Here is a 16,777-nt window from a genome sequence, read left to right on the forward strand (position 1 = left end):
AAGCCCTTTTGCCGGGCCGCGTCCAATCCCGCTGCGCCGCCGTGCGATCACCGCCCGGTCATCCGGCAGGTCAGCGGGCCGTGTTCAGGCGGTGAGGAGTTCGGACTCCCACAGGTCGCGGTAGGCGCCCGGCCGCGCCAGCAGCTCGGTGTGGGGGCCGCGCTGCACGACGCGGCCGCGATCCAGCACCACGACCTCGTCGGCGGCGTCCAGGGCGGCCAGCCGGTGGGTGACCAGCAGCAGCGTGCCGCCGCCCGGCGACGTCAGCAGCTCGCGGGTGATGTCGTCGGCCATGGCAGGGTCCAGCGCCTCGGCCGGTTCGTCCAGCACCAGCACCGGCGGGTCGGCCAGCAGCGCCCGCGCCAGCAGCAGCCGCTGCCGCTGCCCGCCCGACAGGCCGCGGCCGCCCGCCCCCACCACCGTGTCCCACCCGTCCGGCAGCCCGGCCACCACCTCCAGCAGCCGCGCCCGCCGCGCCGCCGCCTCCAGCTGCCCGGGCGTGGCGTCCGGCCGCGCCAGCATCAGGTTGCCGCGCACCGTGGTGGCGAACACGTGCGCGTCCTGCGCCAGCCCGCGCACCGCCTGCCCGGCCTGGCGTCCGCCGTCCAGCGGCCCGGTGGCGTGGCCGCCGACGCGGACCACGCCCGACTCCGCGGCCACCGCACCGGCCACCACCGCCAGCAGCGTGCTCTTGCCCGCCCCGCTGGCGCCCACGATCGCCACGCGCCGTCCCCGCTCCACCCGCAGGTCCACGCCGTCCAGCGCCACCCGGTCACCGAACACCGCACGCACCCCCAGCAGCTCCACCGGCAACGGCCCGCGCGGTGTTCCGCCCGACCGCCCCGCACCAGCATCCGTTCCAGCTCCAGTTCCGGCCTCGTCTCCCGGCGTCGGTGCGGACGGCGGGGCGGCGGCCAGCAGCGCCGACACGCGCCGGACGGCCGGCAGCACCTCCCGCAGCCGCTGCGCCGCCGACGCCAGCGGCAGCACCGCCTCCACCGCGACCAGCGCCGTCAACGCCACGACCGCCACCGCGACCTCGTCGGCGCCCGCGCGCATCGCCGCCCACGCCGCCCCGGCCGCCGTCACCCCCTGCAGCACGAACCCCGCCGCCGTCACCGCCGCCGCGACCCGCGCCGCCGACCGTTCGGCGGCCTCCAGCCGGACCGACGCCTCCCGCGCCGCCGCCGCGAACCGGTCACGCGCCCCGAACACCGCCAGCTCCGTGCCGCCCTCCAGGACGTCCAGAGCCGTCACCGCCAGCCGTTCACGCTCGGCCGCCGCCCGCCCGGCCGCGCGGCCACCCGCCAGCCACGCCGCCCACGGCACCAGCACACCCGCCGCCACCAGCCCGGCCGCCACCGCCCGCACCGCTCCCGGCTCGGCCACCGCGCACACCACCACACCCGCGACGCCGCACGCCACCGCCGCGACCGCCGGCAGCAGCACCCGCAGCAGCAGATCCTGAACGGCGTCCACGTCCGACACCATCCGCGTCAGCGCGTCACCGTCGCGCGCCACCGCGCCCCGGCGTACCGCCAGCGCGTCGAACACCCGGCCGCGCAGCTCCGCCAGCGCCCGCAACGCCACGTCATGACCGGCCAGCCGCTCCACGTAGCGCAGCGACCCCTTGGCCAGCGCGAACCCGCGCACCGCCACGATCGCCAGCGACAACGCCGCCAGCTCGGGCCGCTGCGCCGCCCGCGCGATCAGCCACGCCGCCGCCGCGATCAGCCCCAGCCCGCACAGCTCGGCCGCCACACCCGCCAGCCCCGCCGCCACCAGCCGCACCCCGTACGGCCGCACCGCCCCCCACACCCCGGCCACTCCACCGCCCCGCACCGTCCCCCCGCCCTTCACGCCCCCGCCCGACCCAGCCGTGCCCGACCCAGCCGCAGCCTTCTCGATCCCGCCTTTCCACGCCATGTCCCCGTCCCTCAGCCCCTCGCCGTTCCAGCCCGTGTCCTTCTCGGCGGTGTCCTGATCAGGCGTGCCGCGCCCGGCCGCGTCCTGCCTGGTCTTGTCCTGCCTGGTCTTGTCGTGGCCGGTCTTGTCGTGGCCGGTCATGCCGCCGCCTCCGTGTCGCGGGTGCCGTCCTCGATACGGCCGCCGCGCATCCGCACCACCCGGTCCGCGAGGCCCACCAGCGCCGGCCGGTGCGCCACGATCAGCGCGGTGCGGCCCGGCAGCGACCGGGCGGCGCCCTGCACCAGCGCCCGTTCACTGGCCAGGTCCAGCCGCGCCGACGGCTCGTCCAGCAACATCACCGGCGCGCCGGTCAGGTAGGCGCGCGCCACCGCCAGCCGCTGCCGCTGACCCGCCGACAACCCCGCGCCGCCCTCACCGAGCACGGTCGCGTACCCGTCCGGGAGCTCACCGACGAACGTGTCGGCGGCCGCCGCGCGCGCCGCGGCCGTGACCTGCTCGCCGGTGGCGTCCGGTACGCCCAGCCGGATGTTGTCGGCCACCGACGCCGCGAACAGGTGCGGCGCCTGCGGCACCCAGCCCACCCGCCGCCGCCACGCCGCCAGGTCCAGCTCCGCCAGGTCGGCGCCGTCCACCAGGACCCGCCCCGACTCCGGCTCCACCAGGCCGAGCAGCACCAGCAGCAACGTCGACTTGCCCGCCCCCGACGGTCCCGCGACCGCGACGCGTTCACCCGGTGCGATCCGCAGCGACACCTTCTCCAGCGCGGGCCGCTCGCGGCCGGGGTAGCGGACCGTCACCTCCTCCAGCACGATCTCCGGCGCGCCCTGAACGCGGAGGAGCGCGCCACCGGTGCGTTCACACGGCGAATCCAGCGCTTCGAACGCACGTTCGGCCGCTGCGACGCCTTCCGCGCTGGCGTGGAACCGTGCCCCCAGCGCCCGCAACGGCAGGTACGCCTCCGGCGTCAGCAGCAGCACCAGCAGCCCGGTCGACAACACCATCGAGCCGTCCAGCAGCCGCAGCCCGACCGGGACGGCCACCAGCGCCACCGACAGCGCGCACACCAGCTCCAGCACCAGCGACGACAGGAACGCCACCCGCAGCGCCCCCACGGTCGCCCGCCGGTGCTCGCCCGCCAGCTCCCGCACCACCCGCGACTGGTGCCCGGTCCGCCCGAACGCCCGCAACGTCGCCAGGCCCGCCAGCACGTCCCGGAAATGGCCGCCCAGCCGCTCCAGCGCCCCCCACTGCCGGCCCGTCAGCGCCGCCGTCCGCATCCCCACCAGCGCCCCGAACACCGGCACCAGCGGCACCGTCACCGCCACCACCAGCGCCGACGCCCAGTCCGCGGCCGCCAGCCGCGCCAGCACCAGCACAGGCACCACGCACGCGGCAAGCAGCTGCGGCACATACCCGGTAAAGAACGGGTCGAGCGCGTCCAGGCCCCGCGTCAGCAACGTCACCCGCTCACCCGCCGACGCCGAACCCGCGGCGGACCGGTCGCCTCCGCCGCCCGCAGCGGCGGGACGGGGGTGGGCGAGCAGCGCGCCGCGCAGCTCGCGCTTGGCCGCGGCCGACGCCCGCGCCGCCACGGCACCGGTCGCGTGCGCCAGCACCGCACGGCCCGCCACGCACACAACCAGCGGGACCAGCCACCGCGCGTCCAGGCCTGCGATCGCGCGCGCCAGCAGATCCGCCTGCGCGACCAGCAGCACACCCTGCCCCGCCGCCAGCAGCCCCAGCGCCACCAGCACACCGCGCGGCAGGCGGCGCAGCAGACGACCCTCGACCGGCTTCACCACGACCTCCGTCTCACAGGTACGAGGGGGCGCTCACACGCTCCCGGAACGTCCACCACACCAGCGCCTGCGCGGCCAGCAGCAGCGGCAGCAGCACCACCGTCGTCACGGCCGTGACCTGCAGGCCCAGCCCGTCGGCCGCCGACGCCGACCACGGCAGCCGCGTCCCCGCCAGGACCGCCACCACCGCCAGCGCCGCACCGGTCAGCGGGTAGGGGGCGGGGAAACGCTCGGCCCGCGCCGCCAGCACACCGGTCAGCCGCCACCGCGCCAGCGCCACCCCGTGCGCGGCGAACAGCGCCGCCAGCGGCAGACCGGCCACCGTCCCGGCGTTCAGGCCGCCGCCGGCCAGCAGCGACCCCAGCAGCGCGGCCCACGCCAGCGCCAGCGCCCAGCTTCCGGCGACGATCGCGCCGTCGCACAGCGACCGCCACGCCGCCGCGTCCACCCGGCCGCGCAGCCACAACCCCATGTCGCGCACCACCCAGCCCAGCAGCAGCACCACGAACACCGGGAACAGCTCCTCCAGCAGGTGGTGCTCCAGCCCGGGGAACGCGCCCGCGACGATCCCCGCCGCCGACACCAGCCACACCTCGTTCCCCAGGAAGAACGGCGCGATCGCCGCGATCACCAGACGCCGTTCGGCGTGCGAACGGCCCAGCACCGGCAGCAGCATCCCCACCCCGATGTCGGCGCCGGCCAGCACCAGGTACGCGCCGGCGAACACCGCCAGCATCACGATCGCCAGAATCTCCATCGTCAGGCTCCACTCACATCCAGATCGGACTCGAACGCCCCCGCGGGTCAGAAGGCCACGGGTCACAAAGCCGCGGGTCAGAAGGTCGCGGTGAGCGCGGGCGCCGCGGGCTCGGGCGCCGGGGCGGCGCCCAGCCGCGCCGCCTGCGGGCCGCGGCGGGCGTAGCGGGCCAGCAGCCACACGTTCACCGCGATCAGCACCGCGAACAGGGAGGTGAACGCGGTGAACGACGCCGTCATCAGCCCTGGGCCCACGTCCGACAGCGCGTCCTCGGTCTTCAGGACCCCGTACACCATCCAGGGCTGCCGTCCCACCTCGCGGAACACCCAGCCGGAGAGCATCGCGATGTAGGGGAGCGGCACCGAGGCGATCATCAGGACGTGGAAGACGCGGCCGCGTACCAGCCAGGTGCCGAACGGCAGCTTCACCAGCGCGATCAGCGCGATGTTGCCCATCAGCAGCCACATCATCACCATCGTGATCATGCCTGCCTCGCTGAGCGCGGGCGGGGTGTAGTCGCCCGGCCCGAACCGTGCGGTGAACTCGGCGACCTGCGCCGCGACGCGTTCGGCGCTCCCGCTCTTGGTCGGCTGCAGGTCCTGGTACTGCATCCCGCCGAACGTGACGACCGGCCCCACCGACAGGATCACCGTCAGCAGGCCGATCCGCATCGACCGGCGGAAGAACTCCACGTCGGCGGTGCGGCGCAGCAGGTGGTAGGCGCTCACCCCGGCCATGAAGAACCCGGCGGTCAGCAGCCCGCCGAACAGGACGTGGAAGAACGCCAGCACCGCCGGGGGATTGGTCATCAGCGCGCCCAGATCGGTCAGCCGCGCGGTGCCGCCGGCCATCTCGTAGCCGACCGGCCGCTGCAGCCATCCGTTCGCGACCAGGATGAAGTACGCCGAGAAGTAGGCCGTCAGCGTCACCACCCAGATCAGCGCCAGGTGCGCCCACCGGTTCAGCCGGTCCCAACCGAAGATCCACAGGCCGAGGAACGTCGACTCGACGAAGAACGCGATGATCGTCTCCATCGCCAGCGGCGCCCCGAACACGCCGCCGACCATCGTCGACATGCCGCCCCAGTTCAGCCCGAACTGGAACTCCATCACCAGCCCGGTGACGATCCCCACCGCGTAGTTGATGACGTACAGCTGGCCCCAGAACCGGGTCATCCGCGCGTGCACCACGCTGCCCGACACCGTCGCCCGGGTCTGCGTCACCGCCACCAGCGTCGCCAGGCCCAGCGTCAGCGCGACGAACAGGAAGTGCGACCCCGCCGTCAGCGCGAACTGGACCCGGGCGAGCATCAGCGCATCCATGAGCTCACGCCCCCTGATCAGGTTCGTTCCGTTACGACCCCGATCATGGGTTGAGCCGCGTGCCCGCCGAATCAGGCGCGAGCGTGCACCCGTCCTGCGCCTTTCGCGCACCGCCGCGCCGCGCGGCTACATCGCAGGATGTACGGGCGCCGCCCCCGCCTACACCCCGTCCCGGGGACCGGAAGCGGGAGGCCGCCGACGGCGCGGGAGCCACAACGCGACGCCCATCGCCAGGAACGGCAGCGCCGCGACCGCGAACAGCACCTGCGGCCCCGCCCACACCGACCCCAGCGCGTACCCGGCGAACACCAGCACGGCGGCGACCTCGGCGCCGAACCCGGCCATCGACATCACCGTCGCCCGCGACCGGTCGGAGATCTGTTCCTGCAGCCGCGCCTCCACCGCCACCCGCGCCCACTCGATCACCCCGAACGCCACCGCCACCAGCACGATCCCCTCCACCCGGCCGCCGGCCGCGCCGAGGGCCATGCACACCGCGGCGCCCACCAGCGCCGGCGCCAGCCACCGCACGCCCCGGCCCGCCAGCCAGCCGCCCGCCGTCTCACCCACGCCCACCACCAGCATCAGCAGCGGCACCAGCGCCGCGCCCGCCACCATCGCCTCACCCAGGACCGGCAGGTACTCGTCCATCGCGGCGAACCCCATCACCGCCGCCGCCAGCACCAGCGCGCCCCGCACCCGCGGAACCCGCCGCACCTGGCCCCAGCCGTCGCGCAGCACCTCCAGGAACGGCCCCTCGTCCTCCTCCGCATCCTCCGGCCCCGCATCCTCCGGCCGCTCACCGTCAGGGCCCGCTCTGTCAGGGCCCGCTCTGTCAGGGGCGTCCGGCGCGGTGCTCGCGGTGCGCGACTCGGGGAGCGTCAGCGCCAGCGCCGAGCACGCCACGCACGCCAGCACGCTCACCACCCCGGCGGCCCGGTAGCCGCCCGCCGCCAGCACCGGCGCCGCCACCCCGTTCGCCAGCATGATCGCCGTGGTGCCCAGTGCCTGCGACCGCCCCATCAGCCGCGCGTACGAGCCCGCGGCGCCCACCCGCGCCAGCTCCTCGTACACCAGCGCCTGCAAGGTCCCCGACCGCAGCGCCGTCGCCACGCCCCACAGCACGAAACCCGCGGCGAACGACGGATACGACGGCAGGAACGTCCACAGCGCGAAGCCCGCGCCAGTCAGCAGGGGAGAGGCCGCCAGCAGCCGGCGGCGCGAGAACACGTCGGCCCACAGCCCCGAGGGCAGCTCGAAGACGAACCCCGCGACCGACCAGATGACGAACAGCGACGAGATCGCCGCGGGGGACAGCCCGGTGTCGGCGAACAGCAGCGCGTACACCGGGTACAGAACGATGAAGTCCTCGAGGAACGCGCAGGCGTACAGCCGGCGTGCCAGCCCGGACTCAGGCCTCGTTGAAGATCAATGTCGCCAGGTCATGGACGCAGCCTACCCCGCCGCCCCCTCCAGCGGCACCGACAAACCCGACTTGACCGTCTCGTAGGCGGGCAACGTCTCATAGCGGCGCACCGCCGTGGCGTCCCCGACGAACAACCGCCGCGACACCCGCCGGTACGCCGCCAGATCCGCCGTCACCAGCACCACCACGTAGTCCCACTGGCCCACGATGCTGAAGCACTGCTGCACCGACGCCTCGGCCAGCATCCGCTCCCGGAACCGCGCGTGATGCGCCGCGTCGTCGTCGGCCAGCGCCACCAGCGCCACCGCGGTGAACGACGCGCCCACCGCACGCGGCTCCACCACCGCCACCTGCGCCCGGATCACCCCCGCCGCGCGCAGCCGCACCAGCCGCCGCTGCACCGCGCTGGGGGACAGGCCCACCGCTTCGCCCAGCTCGTGCAGCGGACGCGACGCGTCCACCTGCACCAGCCCCAGCAGCAGGCGATCGATCTCATCCAGGACGTACGGCGAAACGGTCACGCAAGAATCTTGCGTCAGCGCGGGAAAATCTACAAACGCCTCCTCCGCCGCCCGCCCTACCGTTCACCCCATGACCACCACCCGTGACCTGCCCGGGCAGCCGCCGCACGGCCTTGACCTGGACCGCATCGCCGCCGCCCGCACCACCATCGACCCCGTCTTCCTCAACAGCCCCCAGTACGTCGACGACCACCTCTGCGGGCGCCTGGGCCGCCGCGTCCTCACCAAGATCGAGACGCTGAACCCGCTGCGCAGCTTCAAGGGCCGCGGCGCCGACCTGTACGTCGGCGGCCTGCCCGCCGGGCACACCGTCGTCTGCGGCTCGGGCGGCGGCAACTTCGGCCAGGCCATCGCCTACGCCGCGCGCCGCCACGGCCTGCACGCCGAGGTGTTCGTCCCGGCCGGGACCTCCGAGCTCAAGACCCGCCGCATGGCCGCGTTCGGGGCCCGCGTCCACCGCGTCGACGGCCCCCACAAGCAGCACGCCGCCGACCACGCCGCCGCCGCGCCCGACCGCCACTTCGCCGTCGACGGCCGCGACGCCGCCATCTCCGAGGGCGCCGGCACCATCGGCGCCGAGCTCCTGGACTCCGCCACCCCCTTCGACACCCTCCTGGTGCCCGTCGGCGACGGCGCCCTCATCACCGGCATCGCCGCCTGGATCAAAGCCCACGCCCCGCGCGTCCGCGTCATCGGCGTCACCTCCGCCGCCGCGCCCGCCCTCGAACGCTCCTGGCGCACCGGCCGGCCCCACACCGTCCAGCAGCGGCCCACCATCGCCGCCGGCATCTCCATCCGCCGGCCCGAACCCGAGGCCGTCACCCGCACCCGCGCCCTGGTCGACGACATGCTCCTCATCGACGACGACGCCCTCCTGGACGCCATGCGCCTCACCGCCGACACCCTCGGCATCCTGCTCGAACCCGCCGGCGCCGCCGCGATCGCCGCCATCACCGCCCACGACGTCCCCGGAGACACCATCGCCGCCGTCCTCACCGGCGCCAACGCCGACCCCGCCCACTACCGCACCCCCTGACCCGCACCCCCGGCCCGTCATGCAGGCAGGTACGCCGGCAGACCGGGACGCCCGTCCACGACCGCACCCCGGTCGTGCAGGCCCCCGTCGGCCTCACCTTCGTCACCTACGAGCACCCGCTCGGCATCCACACCGCCGACGACCGCGTCCGCGCGTTCAAGACCGGCCCGCAGGCCGGCTGGTTCAACCACATCAACGTCAACGCCCACGACCACGGCGGCCACTTCATCCCCTGGGAGAACCCCGACGCCTGGGTCAGCGACCTGCGCCGCACCTTCCACGGCCGCCGACCCTGAACCAACGCCGCGCGCCCGCCCGGCGACCGGCCAGGCGAACCGCGCCGGGGGACAGGCACGCGAAAACCCTTTGCCCCCGCGCCGGCACCCCCGCTAACGTCCCGCTCCGGGAGAGACACGCTCTCCGGACGGTTCAGGAGGCTGATGAATATGGCTGCCCGCAGCCCTCTTCAGCACGCCCTCAACCGACCGACCAAGAGAGACCCCACGTGTCCACCAACACCACCCGACTGACCACCCCACGCCTCATCCTGCGCACCTGGACCGCCGACGAAGCCACCACCGTCACACGCGGCGCCCGCGCACCCCAGTGGGCCGACGACTTCCCCTCCGAAGGCGACCACCTCATCGCCGGATTCATCACCGAGCACCCCGGCACCACCCTCGGCGAATACGGCCAGCGCCTCATCATCGAACGGGGGAGCGGCCAGGTCATCGGCGCCATCGGCCTGTTCTGGCCCCCCGCCGGCGGCGTCCTGGAAATCGGCTACGGCATCGTCGCCTCCCGCCGCGGCCGCGGCTACGCCACCGAAGCCACCCGGGCCATGACCGAACACGCCCTCACCGCACCAGGCGTCCACACCGTCACCGCCGGAGTCGACCTCACCAACCCGGCCTCGGCGCGTGTCCTGGACAAGTGCGGATTCCACCACTGGACCACCGAAGACCAGACGGCCCGCTACCGCTTCATCAGGACCTGACCACCGGCCGGGGCCGGTGACGATCACCACCGGCCCCGGCCATCGCCGCCCTCAGGAGTTGCGGTCGACCAGCATGACCGTCGAGCCGCTCTTGAGAATGGCCCCTTCTCGGAGATGTACTCCCTGGCCATGATGTCCAGGACACCACTACCGACCGTGAAGTCCCCGCACTTCTCACTGCCGTTGCCCCCATGGTTGGCCGGGGTGATGGCGCCATTTCTGCCGTGACGGGTCAGAGGCGTTACCGGACCATGCGAGCAGGGGAGAGGCGCTCGCCGCCGTGCACCAATGGCCGCCTCCTACCGCGCCGCCGGTGACGACACCGCCGCACGCACCGTCCAGCTGGCCAAGCATCGCCACCACCGCGCCACCCTGCCCCGGTGGACCCGCCCGTGGGGATACCTGCAGGACATCACCGTCGGGTACGGGTTCCGGCCATGGCGCGCCGCCGCCTGGCTGATCGCATTGATGACCGCCGGCGCCGCGCTGTTCGCCGCCCACCACCCGCCGCCGCTGAAACCAGGGGAGGCACCGCAGTTCAACCCGGTCATCCACACCCTGGACGTGCTCCTGCCGATCATCGACCTCGGGCAGGAGAAGGCGTTCAACCCCGAGGACTGGTACCAGAGGCTGGCGTTCGCGCCGACGGTCCTGGGATGGGTGCTGGCCACCACCGTCGCCGCCGGCGTCACCCGCGCCCTCGGCCGCCAGTGACCGAACCCCCTCACCCCTTCCCGGCACAGCGCCGTACAACTGACGAATGCCCGGCGCGAACCCGGGACCGCACACCCTAGTGGGGCATGTGCCGGGGGAGAGGAGCGTCGGAGCGCGACCGGCGCACTGATCACGGAGAGTCATATGATGCTCTCTTTCTGCTTCCGCGAGTCAAGATCGTCGAGAGGGGGGTTGAGTGAAGCGCCCGGGGGCGATGGAGGGGTTCGCGGAGTGACGTTCGCGGTGTCGGGTGCGGGGTGCTCGGTGGGCGAGTTTGCCTGAAACGCGGCTCGAGCCCAGGTGGGAGCCGGAAGGGGGTTCATCCGGCTTACTTAACATAATGTACATTATCGACCAAGGGGGAGAGCCGCCCAGGAGAGGGGCTCGGAGCGCCTCTGGAGCACCGACTTTCCCGGGAACCCTCCCTCGCGGCCTACGGGATCTGGCGCTGGGCCCGGATGGGCGCGCCGGGGCTGTGGGGATTGCCGTGCTCGGCCTGGTACACCGGCATCGGCTTCTGGTCGTAGTTCACCGCCGACACCGTGATCTTGCCGCTCGGCGCCGCACCCGAACGCGGACCCTCAGCGATCAAGAAACCCTTCTTGACCGCCGGACGCGAGAACGGGCCGTCCGCGCTCAACGCCACCACCCGCCGGCTCGCCGCGGCCAGGTAGAACCACCGGCCCTTGGGCGACCTCCACCACGTACCACTGGCCACGTCACGCTGCAGGCGGCTGCAGTCCCAGGTATCGGAACGGCGCCCCGTCAGCGTCGCGCCCCGCCCGTCCAGCAACAACGCATAGGTGGCGCTGCGACCGCTCCCCAGCGTGTACCGCGTACACACCCAATGGCCGCGCCCACCACCATCGGGCAGATCACCCGCCCAGAACTCCCACGCCATCGCCGACTCCACGCTGCCGCCACGGTCGGCGACCACGCCCGGACCGGCACCCGAGCACGCCAGCCGCCCCCACAGCTCGAACCCGAACGGGATCGCCTCCGGCGCCCCGTCGATCTGATGCGGCCCCAGCCGCCGCACCGGCGCCGGCGGCGGCGGCTGATACATGATGTTGGCCGCCTGCAGCCCGCCCAGATCGGCCAGCGTGTACGGGCGGCCGTGCGCGATCGACGGCTGCTGCAACTCCAGCACCGGCCCCCGCCAGCAGCCGCCCGGCTTGTGCGGACGCGGCAGCGCCTCGGTGACCCCGCCGCGCACCGGAACCTGCGCCCAGTCGGCGTCGCCCCCGTCCAGCGCGGCGGCCTTGACGCCGGTCACCCACGGCGGCAGCAGCAGCCGTCCCGGCGCCAGCTTGAGCGGGCTGGCGCCACCGGGCAGCAACCGCCCCTCCGGATAGATCTCCAGGCGCGTCCCCGAACCGCCGGTGGTGTAGCGGGCGACGCGCGCCGAGTCGTGCAGCAGCGCCACCCGGTCGGCGCCGACCGTGCCCGCGTACAGCAGATGCGGCGCCGAGTCGGGCGGGCCACCGGCGGCCTGGTCGAACGTGGCCGCGCCGGAGGGACGGCTCCAGGCGCGCAGGGCCTCCTTGACGAAGCCGCCGTCGCCGGCGAGGTCACCGCGGGTGGGCCAGGTGTCCAGATCCAGGCGCGTGGTGCGTTTCCACACCTCGGCGCCGACCGTCGTCACCCGGTCGGCGCCACCGGCGCCGTGGCGGCCGCCGTGAGCGCCGTCGTGGGCGCCGCCGTGGATGTGGTCGCGGGCGCCGGCCCACGGATGGCCGGTGGCGAACGAGACCCCGGCGACCAGCGCGGCGGCCAGGAGCGCGCCGCCCACGGCCAGGATGGGCCGCGACATCGCGGGCCGGGCGCGCCGCCCGTACAGCCGCGTGATGGTCGGGTCCATTGGCGGCCGGGCCAGCAAGGTGGCCTGGTCGCCCGGGGCGACGCGTTCGTCGACGGCGGCCGCGGCGCGCAATGCGGCCTGCGGGTCGGCGACCTCGAGCCGGGCCAGCAGGTCGCGGGCGTCGTCCTCGGTCATCGATTCCACGCGCAGCAGGACGTAGGCGGTGCGTTCGTGCGGCTCGAGCCGGGCGATCTCCTCGGCGAGCGCCTGGTCCTCGTCGGTGCTGGTGACGGCGGGCTGCAGGCGCAGCCACGGGCCGAGACGGGCGCGGGTGCGGCGCGGGGGGTGCAGTGCGCGGCGCAGGACCTGCTGGCGCAGGCGCCGGTACACCTCGTCGGCGGGTTCGTCGCGGGCGCGGCGCGGCAGGCTCTGGTTGACGATCCAGTGGGCCTGGATGAGGCGTTCCTGCCTCCCCCGGTCTTCGGGGAGGACGAGATACGCCATTCGGACAAGGTCGCGGTAATGCTTGTTGAGGACGGCGCGAACCTTTGATTTGCCTGCATTGTCCGACATGGAGGCCCCTCAGGTGGTGAGTCGTTCATTCCCGAGCCCCGATGCCTACCTTATCCAGCAAATCGGCGCCTCCGCAATTAGAGAATTGGTATTTCAATTGCCCCGATCAATGACGCAATGAACTCATCGCAATTATGTGTTGAAATGCCGCATAGTGCGGTCAAGCGGGTGAACGGCGGAACGGCTCGAGCGCCGCCATGTAGTCCACGAGCCGCACGCCGATCTCGAACGCGAGATCCCGGTCGGACAGCTCGGGATCGAGCCACAGCTCCGAGACGCGCCGCCACGCGGCGGGGCCGATGAACGGCCCGGCGGTCGCGTCCTCGCCCAGGGCCGGGCGCCAGCGGGCCTCGGCGGCGGTGAGCCGCCCGAGCGCGGCGTCGTTGTCGGCGGCCTTGGGGTGCTCGGCGTGGAAGCCGATCTCGACGGCGTGCTCGCGGGCCTGCACGGCGATGTCGGCGGCGATGACCTGCGCCTCGTAGTGCTCGCGCTGCGGCGCGGCGTCGCCGAACCAGGCCTTGACGCCGGTGCGGCGCACCATGAGCCTCAGCTCGCCGAGATCACGGGGTGCCGATCCCCTGACGACCTCGCCGACCTGCTCGAACAGTCCCTCGTCCAGCACGTGCCGACCTCCCGGTGGTCATTGTGCCGCAGGGGTGTGACAGTGCCTCGCCCGGCGATCGATTCCACAAACCCGACAGAATCCCGCTTCTGTCGGGTTTGATACTGATTGTCTGATTCTTGATGGTGATCGATTCTGTCGTACGCCGGCGGTAACGTCCGGCAGGTGCGTCCTGCCGATGTTCAGCGTCTCAGCGTTGCCGAGACCGTCGACCGATATGCCGAAATGGTCCGCGCGAAGGCGTCCACGGGTGCGCTGGCGCCCGGCAGCGCCGAGGTGTACGCGCGCGACGTCCTCACCTTCGCCGAGCTCGCCGGGCCCGACCGCGTGCTGGACGACCTGGACGGCGCCGACGTCGACGAGGTGCTGCTGAGGTTCGCGCGCAAGCCCGACGGCCGCCGTCCCCCCGGTGACGCCTCTCCCCCGCCGCCGGCGTCCGCCGGCCCCTCGCAGAGCGGGGCGTCACAGGCGCGCTTCCGCCGGTCGGTGTCGGCGTTCTTCCAGCATGCGGCGCTGTCGGGGTGGGTGCAGCTCAACCCGATGCCCGCCGCGACCGTCCGGCCCAAGCAGCGCGGCGGCCTGCGCGCCGAACGGCGTGCGCTGACGGCCGAGCAGGCGGCGGGCCTGGTGGGCGCCGCCCGTGACCTGGGCGCCGCGCCCGAGGGGACGGACGCTCCGGGGCGGCGGCGCCGGCCCGACCAGCGGACCGAGCTGCGCGACGCGCTGGTGGTGCTGCTCCTGGCGGCGGTGGGTCCGCGGGTGTCGGAGCTGACGGGCGCCAACGCCGAGGACTTCTTCGTCAACGACGCCACCCGTTACTGGCGGATCTTCGGCAAGGGCGGCCGGACGCGCGACGTGCCTCTCCCCCGGCCGGTGGCGGTGGTCCTGGACGCCTACCTGGCCGAGGGGCGGCCCGTGCTGGACCGCGGCCTGGAGCCCAAGGCGCTGCTGCTGTCGTGGCGGGGCCGGCGGCTGGCGCGCGGTGACGTGCAGGCGGTGATCGACCGGGTGCTGGCGCGGGTGGAGCCGGAGCACCGGCGCGGTGTGACGCCGCACGGGCTGCGGCACACGACGGCGACCCACCTGCTGGCGGCGGCGACCGACATGGACGCGGTCCGGCGGGTCCTCGGCCACGCCGACCTGTCGACCCTGGGCCGCTACCGCGACGAGCTGCCCGGCGAGCTGGAGGCCGCGATGCGCGTACACCCGCTCCTGGGCCGCGAAGACACCTGAACGCCGGGCGCGGCGAGCGCCGGTGAGCCTCGGCGGTGAGCCGCCCGGGGTGCCGCGGCCCCGCCCGCTGACCTGATCGGCTTCACCATCCGGAACGAGCGCGTGGTCACAGGGCCTGCACTCTCGGGCTTGCGCTGCCCGACGGAACGGACTGCGGCGGGGCCCGGCCGGCGGGCTGCGAGAGGTGACGGCGCCGTGCGGGCGACCCGCCTGGGTGCCCTGAGGGCCGATCCCCCGGCGGCTGGGCTTTGGTGCCTGGGTGGGTGATGGCCCGTCGCCCGGTGGTTCTGGTGTTCCGGCCGCGTTCGGGTGGTGTGGTCTTCATGGACGGGGGCGTGCTTGCCGTGTCCGGGGGCGGGCCCGGGTGGGGGGTTAGACCCAGCCGATGTCGGAGGGTTGGGGGAAGCCTCGGTGGAGGACGCCGTAGGCGGTGAGGAGGATCAGGGCGGGGGCGAAGGACTGGAGGAGGAGGCGGCCCAGGTGGTGGCGGGTGGTCCAGCCCCAGGCGGTGAAGGCGGCGCTGACGGCGATGGCCGCCAGGGCGGTGCCGCCTTCCAGGGCGTTGGTGGTGAAGGTGACGCCGGTGAGGAGGGCGAGGAGGACGGGCAGGAGGCCGGGGGCGGGCGGGCGGTGGGCGAGGGTGGCGGCGAGGGCGGCCAGGACGAGGGCGAGGCCGCCGTACCAGAGGTAGTGGCCCATGACCTCGTCCCAGAGGTGGACCAGGTCGCTGGGGTCGCGGTTGCTGACGGAGTTGGCGGCCAGGTGGATGCCGTGGCCTTCGACGTAGGTGATGGCGCCGGTGAGGTAGAGGAGCCAGACGCGGGTGGTGGCGGTCGCGGCGTGCAGGGCCGCGGCGGCGGGGAGCAGGACGGCGTAGGGGGTGATCAGGTCGGCCCAGTCGGCCCAGCGGGTCTCCCCGGCGTTGCCGAGCCAGGCCAGGCCGAAGCCGATGTGGTGGGTGAGGGCGTAGGCGACGGCCATGGCCGCCAGCCAGGGCAGGTGGCGGGTGGTGGCCGCGGGTGGGGTGGTGGCCCTCATGGGTTCTCCTGGGCGTGGACGAGGGCGTCGCCGGTGGGGGTGCGGTGGTAGAGGACGGAGCGTCCGGTGCGGCGGCGCTGGATGAGGTGGGCGTTGCGGAGGATTTTGAGGTGGCGGCCGATGGAGCCGAGGCCTTGTCCGGTGAGGGCGACGAGCTGGGTGGTGGTCTTGGGGGTGTCCAGGAGGAGCAGGACGGTGGCGCGGGCGGGGCCGAGGAGGGCGTGCAGGGTGTGGGGGGCGGGTGGGCTGCCGGGTTCGGTGAGGGTGGCGGTGCAGGGGTAGATGACGGCGGAGCGCTGATGGGCGTCGTCCCAGGTGAGCCAGGTCTGGTGGTGGGTGACGGGGACGAAGAGCAGGTGGGCGTGGGTGAGGTGGCGGGGTGGGTGGTCGTGGGTGGTGATCTGGAGGCGGTCGTCGCCGAGCCAGCGCATGCCGGGGCGCATGTCGTGCAGGGCGGTGGCCCAGCCGCCGTCGCCGAGGTGGGTGGTGCGGGCGACGATGTCGGCTTCGATGATGCGGCGGCGGCGTGGCCAGGTGGGGTGGACGGTGTGGGTCCAGGCCCAGGTGAGCAGGTCGGCGGCGCGGTGGGGCAGGTCGTCGCGGTGCAGGGTGGCGGGGAGGGGGCGGCCGAGTGATTCCAGCAGGTCGGTGCGTGCGGTGGCGGGGGGTGTGGTGCGGACGCGGGTGAGTTCGGCGGGGAACGTGGCGTCGTCGCCGGAGGGGGTGGGGGTGAGGAAGGTGGCGTTCCAGCGGGGGCCGAGGGCGGCGTGGATGAGCTGGGCGGTGACGGGGTCGGCGGCGAGGTGGCGGCGGTACGCGGGCAGGTGGGCGTCGAGCCAGGCGCGTTCGCCGGGGTGGGTGGCGGTGGCGCGGTGCAGGGTCTTGAGGGCGGCGGTGGTCTCGGCGAGGGGCGAGACGGTGAAGCGGCCGCGTGCGAGGGTGTCGGCGTTGATCTGCCACCAGCCCATGTGTCGCCCCCTGGGGGGAACGATATCGCCCGTGGTCGGCG

15 protein-coding genes are annotated in these 16,777 nt (G+C 74.0%); 5 read left to right on the forward strand and 10 right to left on the reverse strand.

The window, feature by feature from the left end; all coding sequences use genetic code 11:
- Nucleotides 1-84: 84 nt before the first annotated feature.
- The 6 genes from cydC to ABZ810_RS36015 all read right to left on the reverse strand — a co-directional run bounded on the left by cydC (nucleotide 85) and on the right by ABZ810_RS36015 (nucleotide 7,754).
- Complete coding sequence (gene cydC, locus ABZ810_RS35990) at nucleotides 85-2,067, reverse strand: thiol reductant ABC exporter subunit CydC (protein WP_358410933.1); 1,983 nt, start codon at nucleotides 2,065-2,067, stop codon at nucleotides 85-87.
- Nucleotides 2,064-3,728: a thiol reductant ABC exporter subunit CydD gene (cydD, locus tag ABZ810_RS35995; protein WP_358410934.1), complete on the reverse strand. Its 1,665-nt coding sequence runs from the start codon at nucleotides 3,726-3,728 to the stop codon at nucleotides 2,064-2,066. The genes cydC and cydD overlap by 4 nt, the downstream gene beginning before the upstream one ends.
- Nucleotides 3,729-3,741: 13 nt before the next feature.
- Nucleotides 3,742-4,485, reverse strand: coding sequence for a cytochrome d ubiquinol oxidase subunit II (locus ABZ810_RS36000; RefSeq protein ID WP_358410935.1), 744 nt, complete (start codon nucleotides 4,483-4,485; stop codon nucleotides 3,742-3,744).
- A gap of 77 nt (nucleotides 4,486-4,562) precedes the next feature.
- Nucleotides 4,563-5,807, reverse strand: a complete 1,245-nt coding sequence (locus ABZ810_RS36005; protein ID WP_358410936.1) for a cytochrome ubiquinol oxidase subunit I — start codon at nucleotides 5,805-5,807, stop codon at nucleotides 4,563-4,565.
- 159 nt (nucleotides 5,808-5,966) lie between these two features.
- Nucleotides 5,967-7,211 (reverse strand): MFS transporter, encoded by a 1,245-nt coding sequence (locus ABZ810_RS36010; RefSeq protein WP_358411187.1) that lies wholly within the window; start codon nucleotides 7,209-7,211, stop codon nucleotides 5,967-5,969.
- 51 nt (nucleotides 7,212-7,262) lie between these two features.
- A complete protein-coding gene (locus ABZ810_RS36015) occupies nucleotides 7,263-7,754 on the reverse strand; it encodes an Lrp/AsnC family transcriptional regulator (RefSeq protein ID WP_358410938.1) in 492 nt (163 codons plus the stop codon).
- Nucleotides 7,755-7,824: 70 nt separating this feature from the next.
- Here ABZ810_RS36015 and ABZ810_RS36020 point away from each other — a divergent pair, with 70 nt between their 5' ends.
- The 4 genes from ABZ810_RS36020 to ABZ810_RS36035 all read left to right on the forward strand — a co-directional run bounded on the left by ABZ810_RS36020 (nucleotide 7,825) and on the right by ABZ810_RS36035 (nucleotide 10,501).
- Nucleotides 7,825-8,790 (forward strand): pyridoxal-phosphate dependent enzyme, encoded by a 966-nt coding sequence (locus tag ABZ810_RS36020; protein ID WP_358410940.1) that lies wholly within the window; start codon nucleotides 7,825-7,827, stop codon nucleotides 8,788-8,790.
- Nucleotides 8,791-8,864: 74 nt separating this feature from the next.
- Complete coding sequence (locus tag ABZ810_RS36025) at nucleotides 8,865-9,086, forward strand: hypothetical protein (RefSeq protein WP_358410942.1); 222 nt, start codon at nucleotides 8,865-8,867, stop codon at nucleotides 9,084-9,086.
- Nucleotides 9,087-9,295: 209 nt separating this feature from the next.
- Nucleotides 9,296-9,787 (forward strand): GNAT family N-acetyltransferase, encoded by a 492-nt coding sequence (locus ABZ810_RS36030; protein WP_358410944.1) that lies wholly within the window; start codon nucleotides 9,296-9,298, stop codon nucleotides 9,785-9,787.
- 288 nt (nucleotides 9,788-10,075) lie between these two features.
- Complete coding sequence (locus ABZ810_RS36035; protein ID WP_358410945.1) at nucleotides 10,076-10,501, forward strand: hypothetical protein; 426 nt, start codon at nucleotides 10,076-10,078, stop codon at nucleotides 10,499-10,501.
- Between the two features lie 433 nt (nucleotides 10,502-10,934).
- Here ABZ810_RS36035 and ABZ810_RS36040 read toward each other — a convergent pair whose 3' ends face one another.
- On the reverse strand, nucleotides 10,935-12,806 hold the full coding sequence (locus ABZ810_RS36040; RefSeq protein WP_358410947.1) for a hypothetical protein: 1,872 nt from the start codon (nucleotides 12,804-12,806) through the stop codon (nucleotides 10,935-10,937).
- Between the two features lie 229 nt (nucleotides 12,807-13,035).
- Nucleotides 13,036-13,497 (reverse strand): hypothetical protein, encoded by a 462-nt coding sequence (locus tag ABZ810_RS36045; RefSeq protein WP_358410949.1) that lies wholly within the window; start codon nucleotides 13,495-13,497, stop codon nucleotides 13,036-13,038.
- A 225-nt stretch (nucleotides 13,498-13,722) separates the two neighbouring features.
- Here ABZ810_RS36045 and ABZ810_RS36050 point away from each other — a divergent pair, with 225 nt between their 5' ends.
- Nucleotides 13,723-14,730, forward strand: a complete 1,008-nt coding sequence (locus ABZ810_RS36050) for a tyrosine-type recombinase/integrase (protein ID WP_358410951.1) — start codon at nucleotides 13,723-13,725, stop codon at nucleotides 14,728-14,730.
- Between the two features lie 372 nt (nucleotides 14,731-15,102).
- Here the strand turns inward: ABZ810_RS36050 and ABZ810_RS36055 are convergent, their stop codons facing one another.
- Nucleotides 15,103-15,768, reverse strand: a complete 666-nt coding sequence (locus ABZ810_RS36055; RefSeq protein ID WP_358410952.1) for a hypothetical protein — start codon at nucleotides 15,766-15,768, stop codon at nucleotides 15,103-15,105.
- Complete coding sequence (locus ABZ810_RS36060; protein WP_358410954.1) at nucleotides 15,765-16,736, reverse strand: winged helix-turn-helix domain-containing protein; 972 nt, start codon at nucleotides 16,734-16,736, stop codon at nucleotides 15,765-15,767. The genes ABZ810_RS36055 and ABZ810_RS36060 overlap by 4 nt, the downstream gene beginning before the upstream one ends.
- Nucleotides 16,737-16,777 lie beyond the last annotated feature (41 nt).

Origin of the sequence: Spirillospora sp. NPDC047279 (genome assembly GCF_040643285.1) — a bacterium.
GTDB lineage: Bacteria > Actinomycetota > Actinomycetes > Streptosporangiales > Streptosporangiaceae > Spirillospora.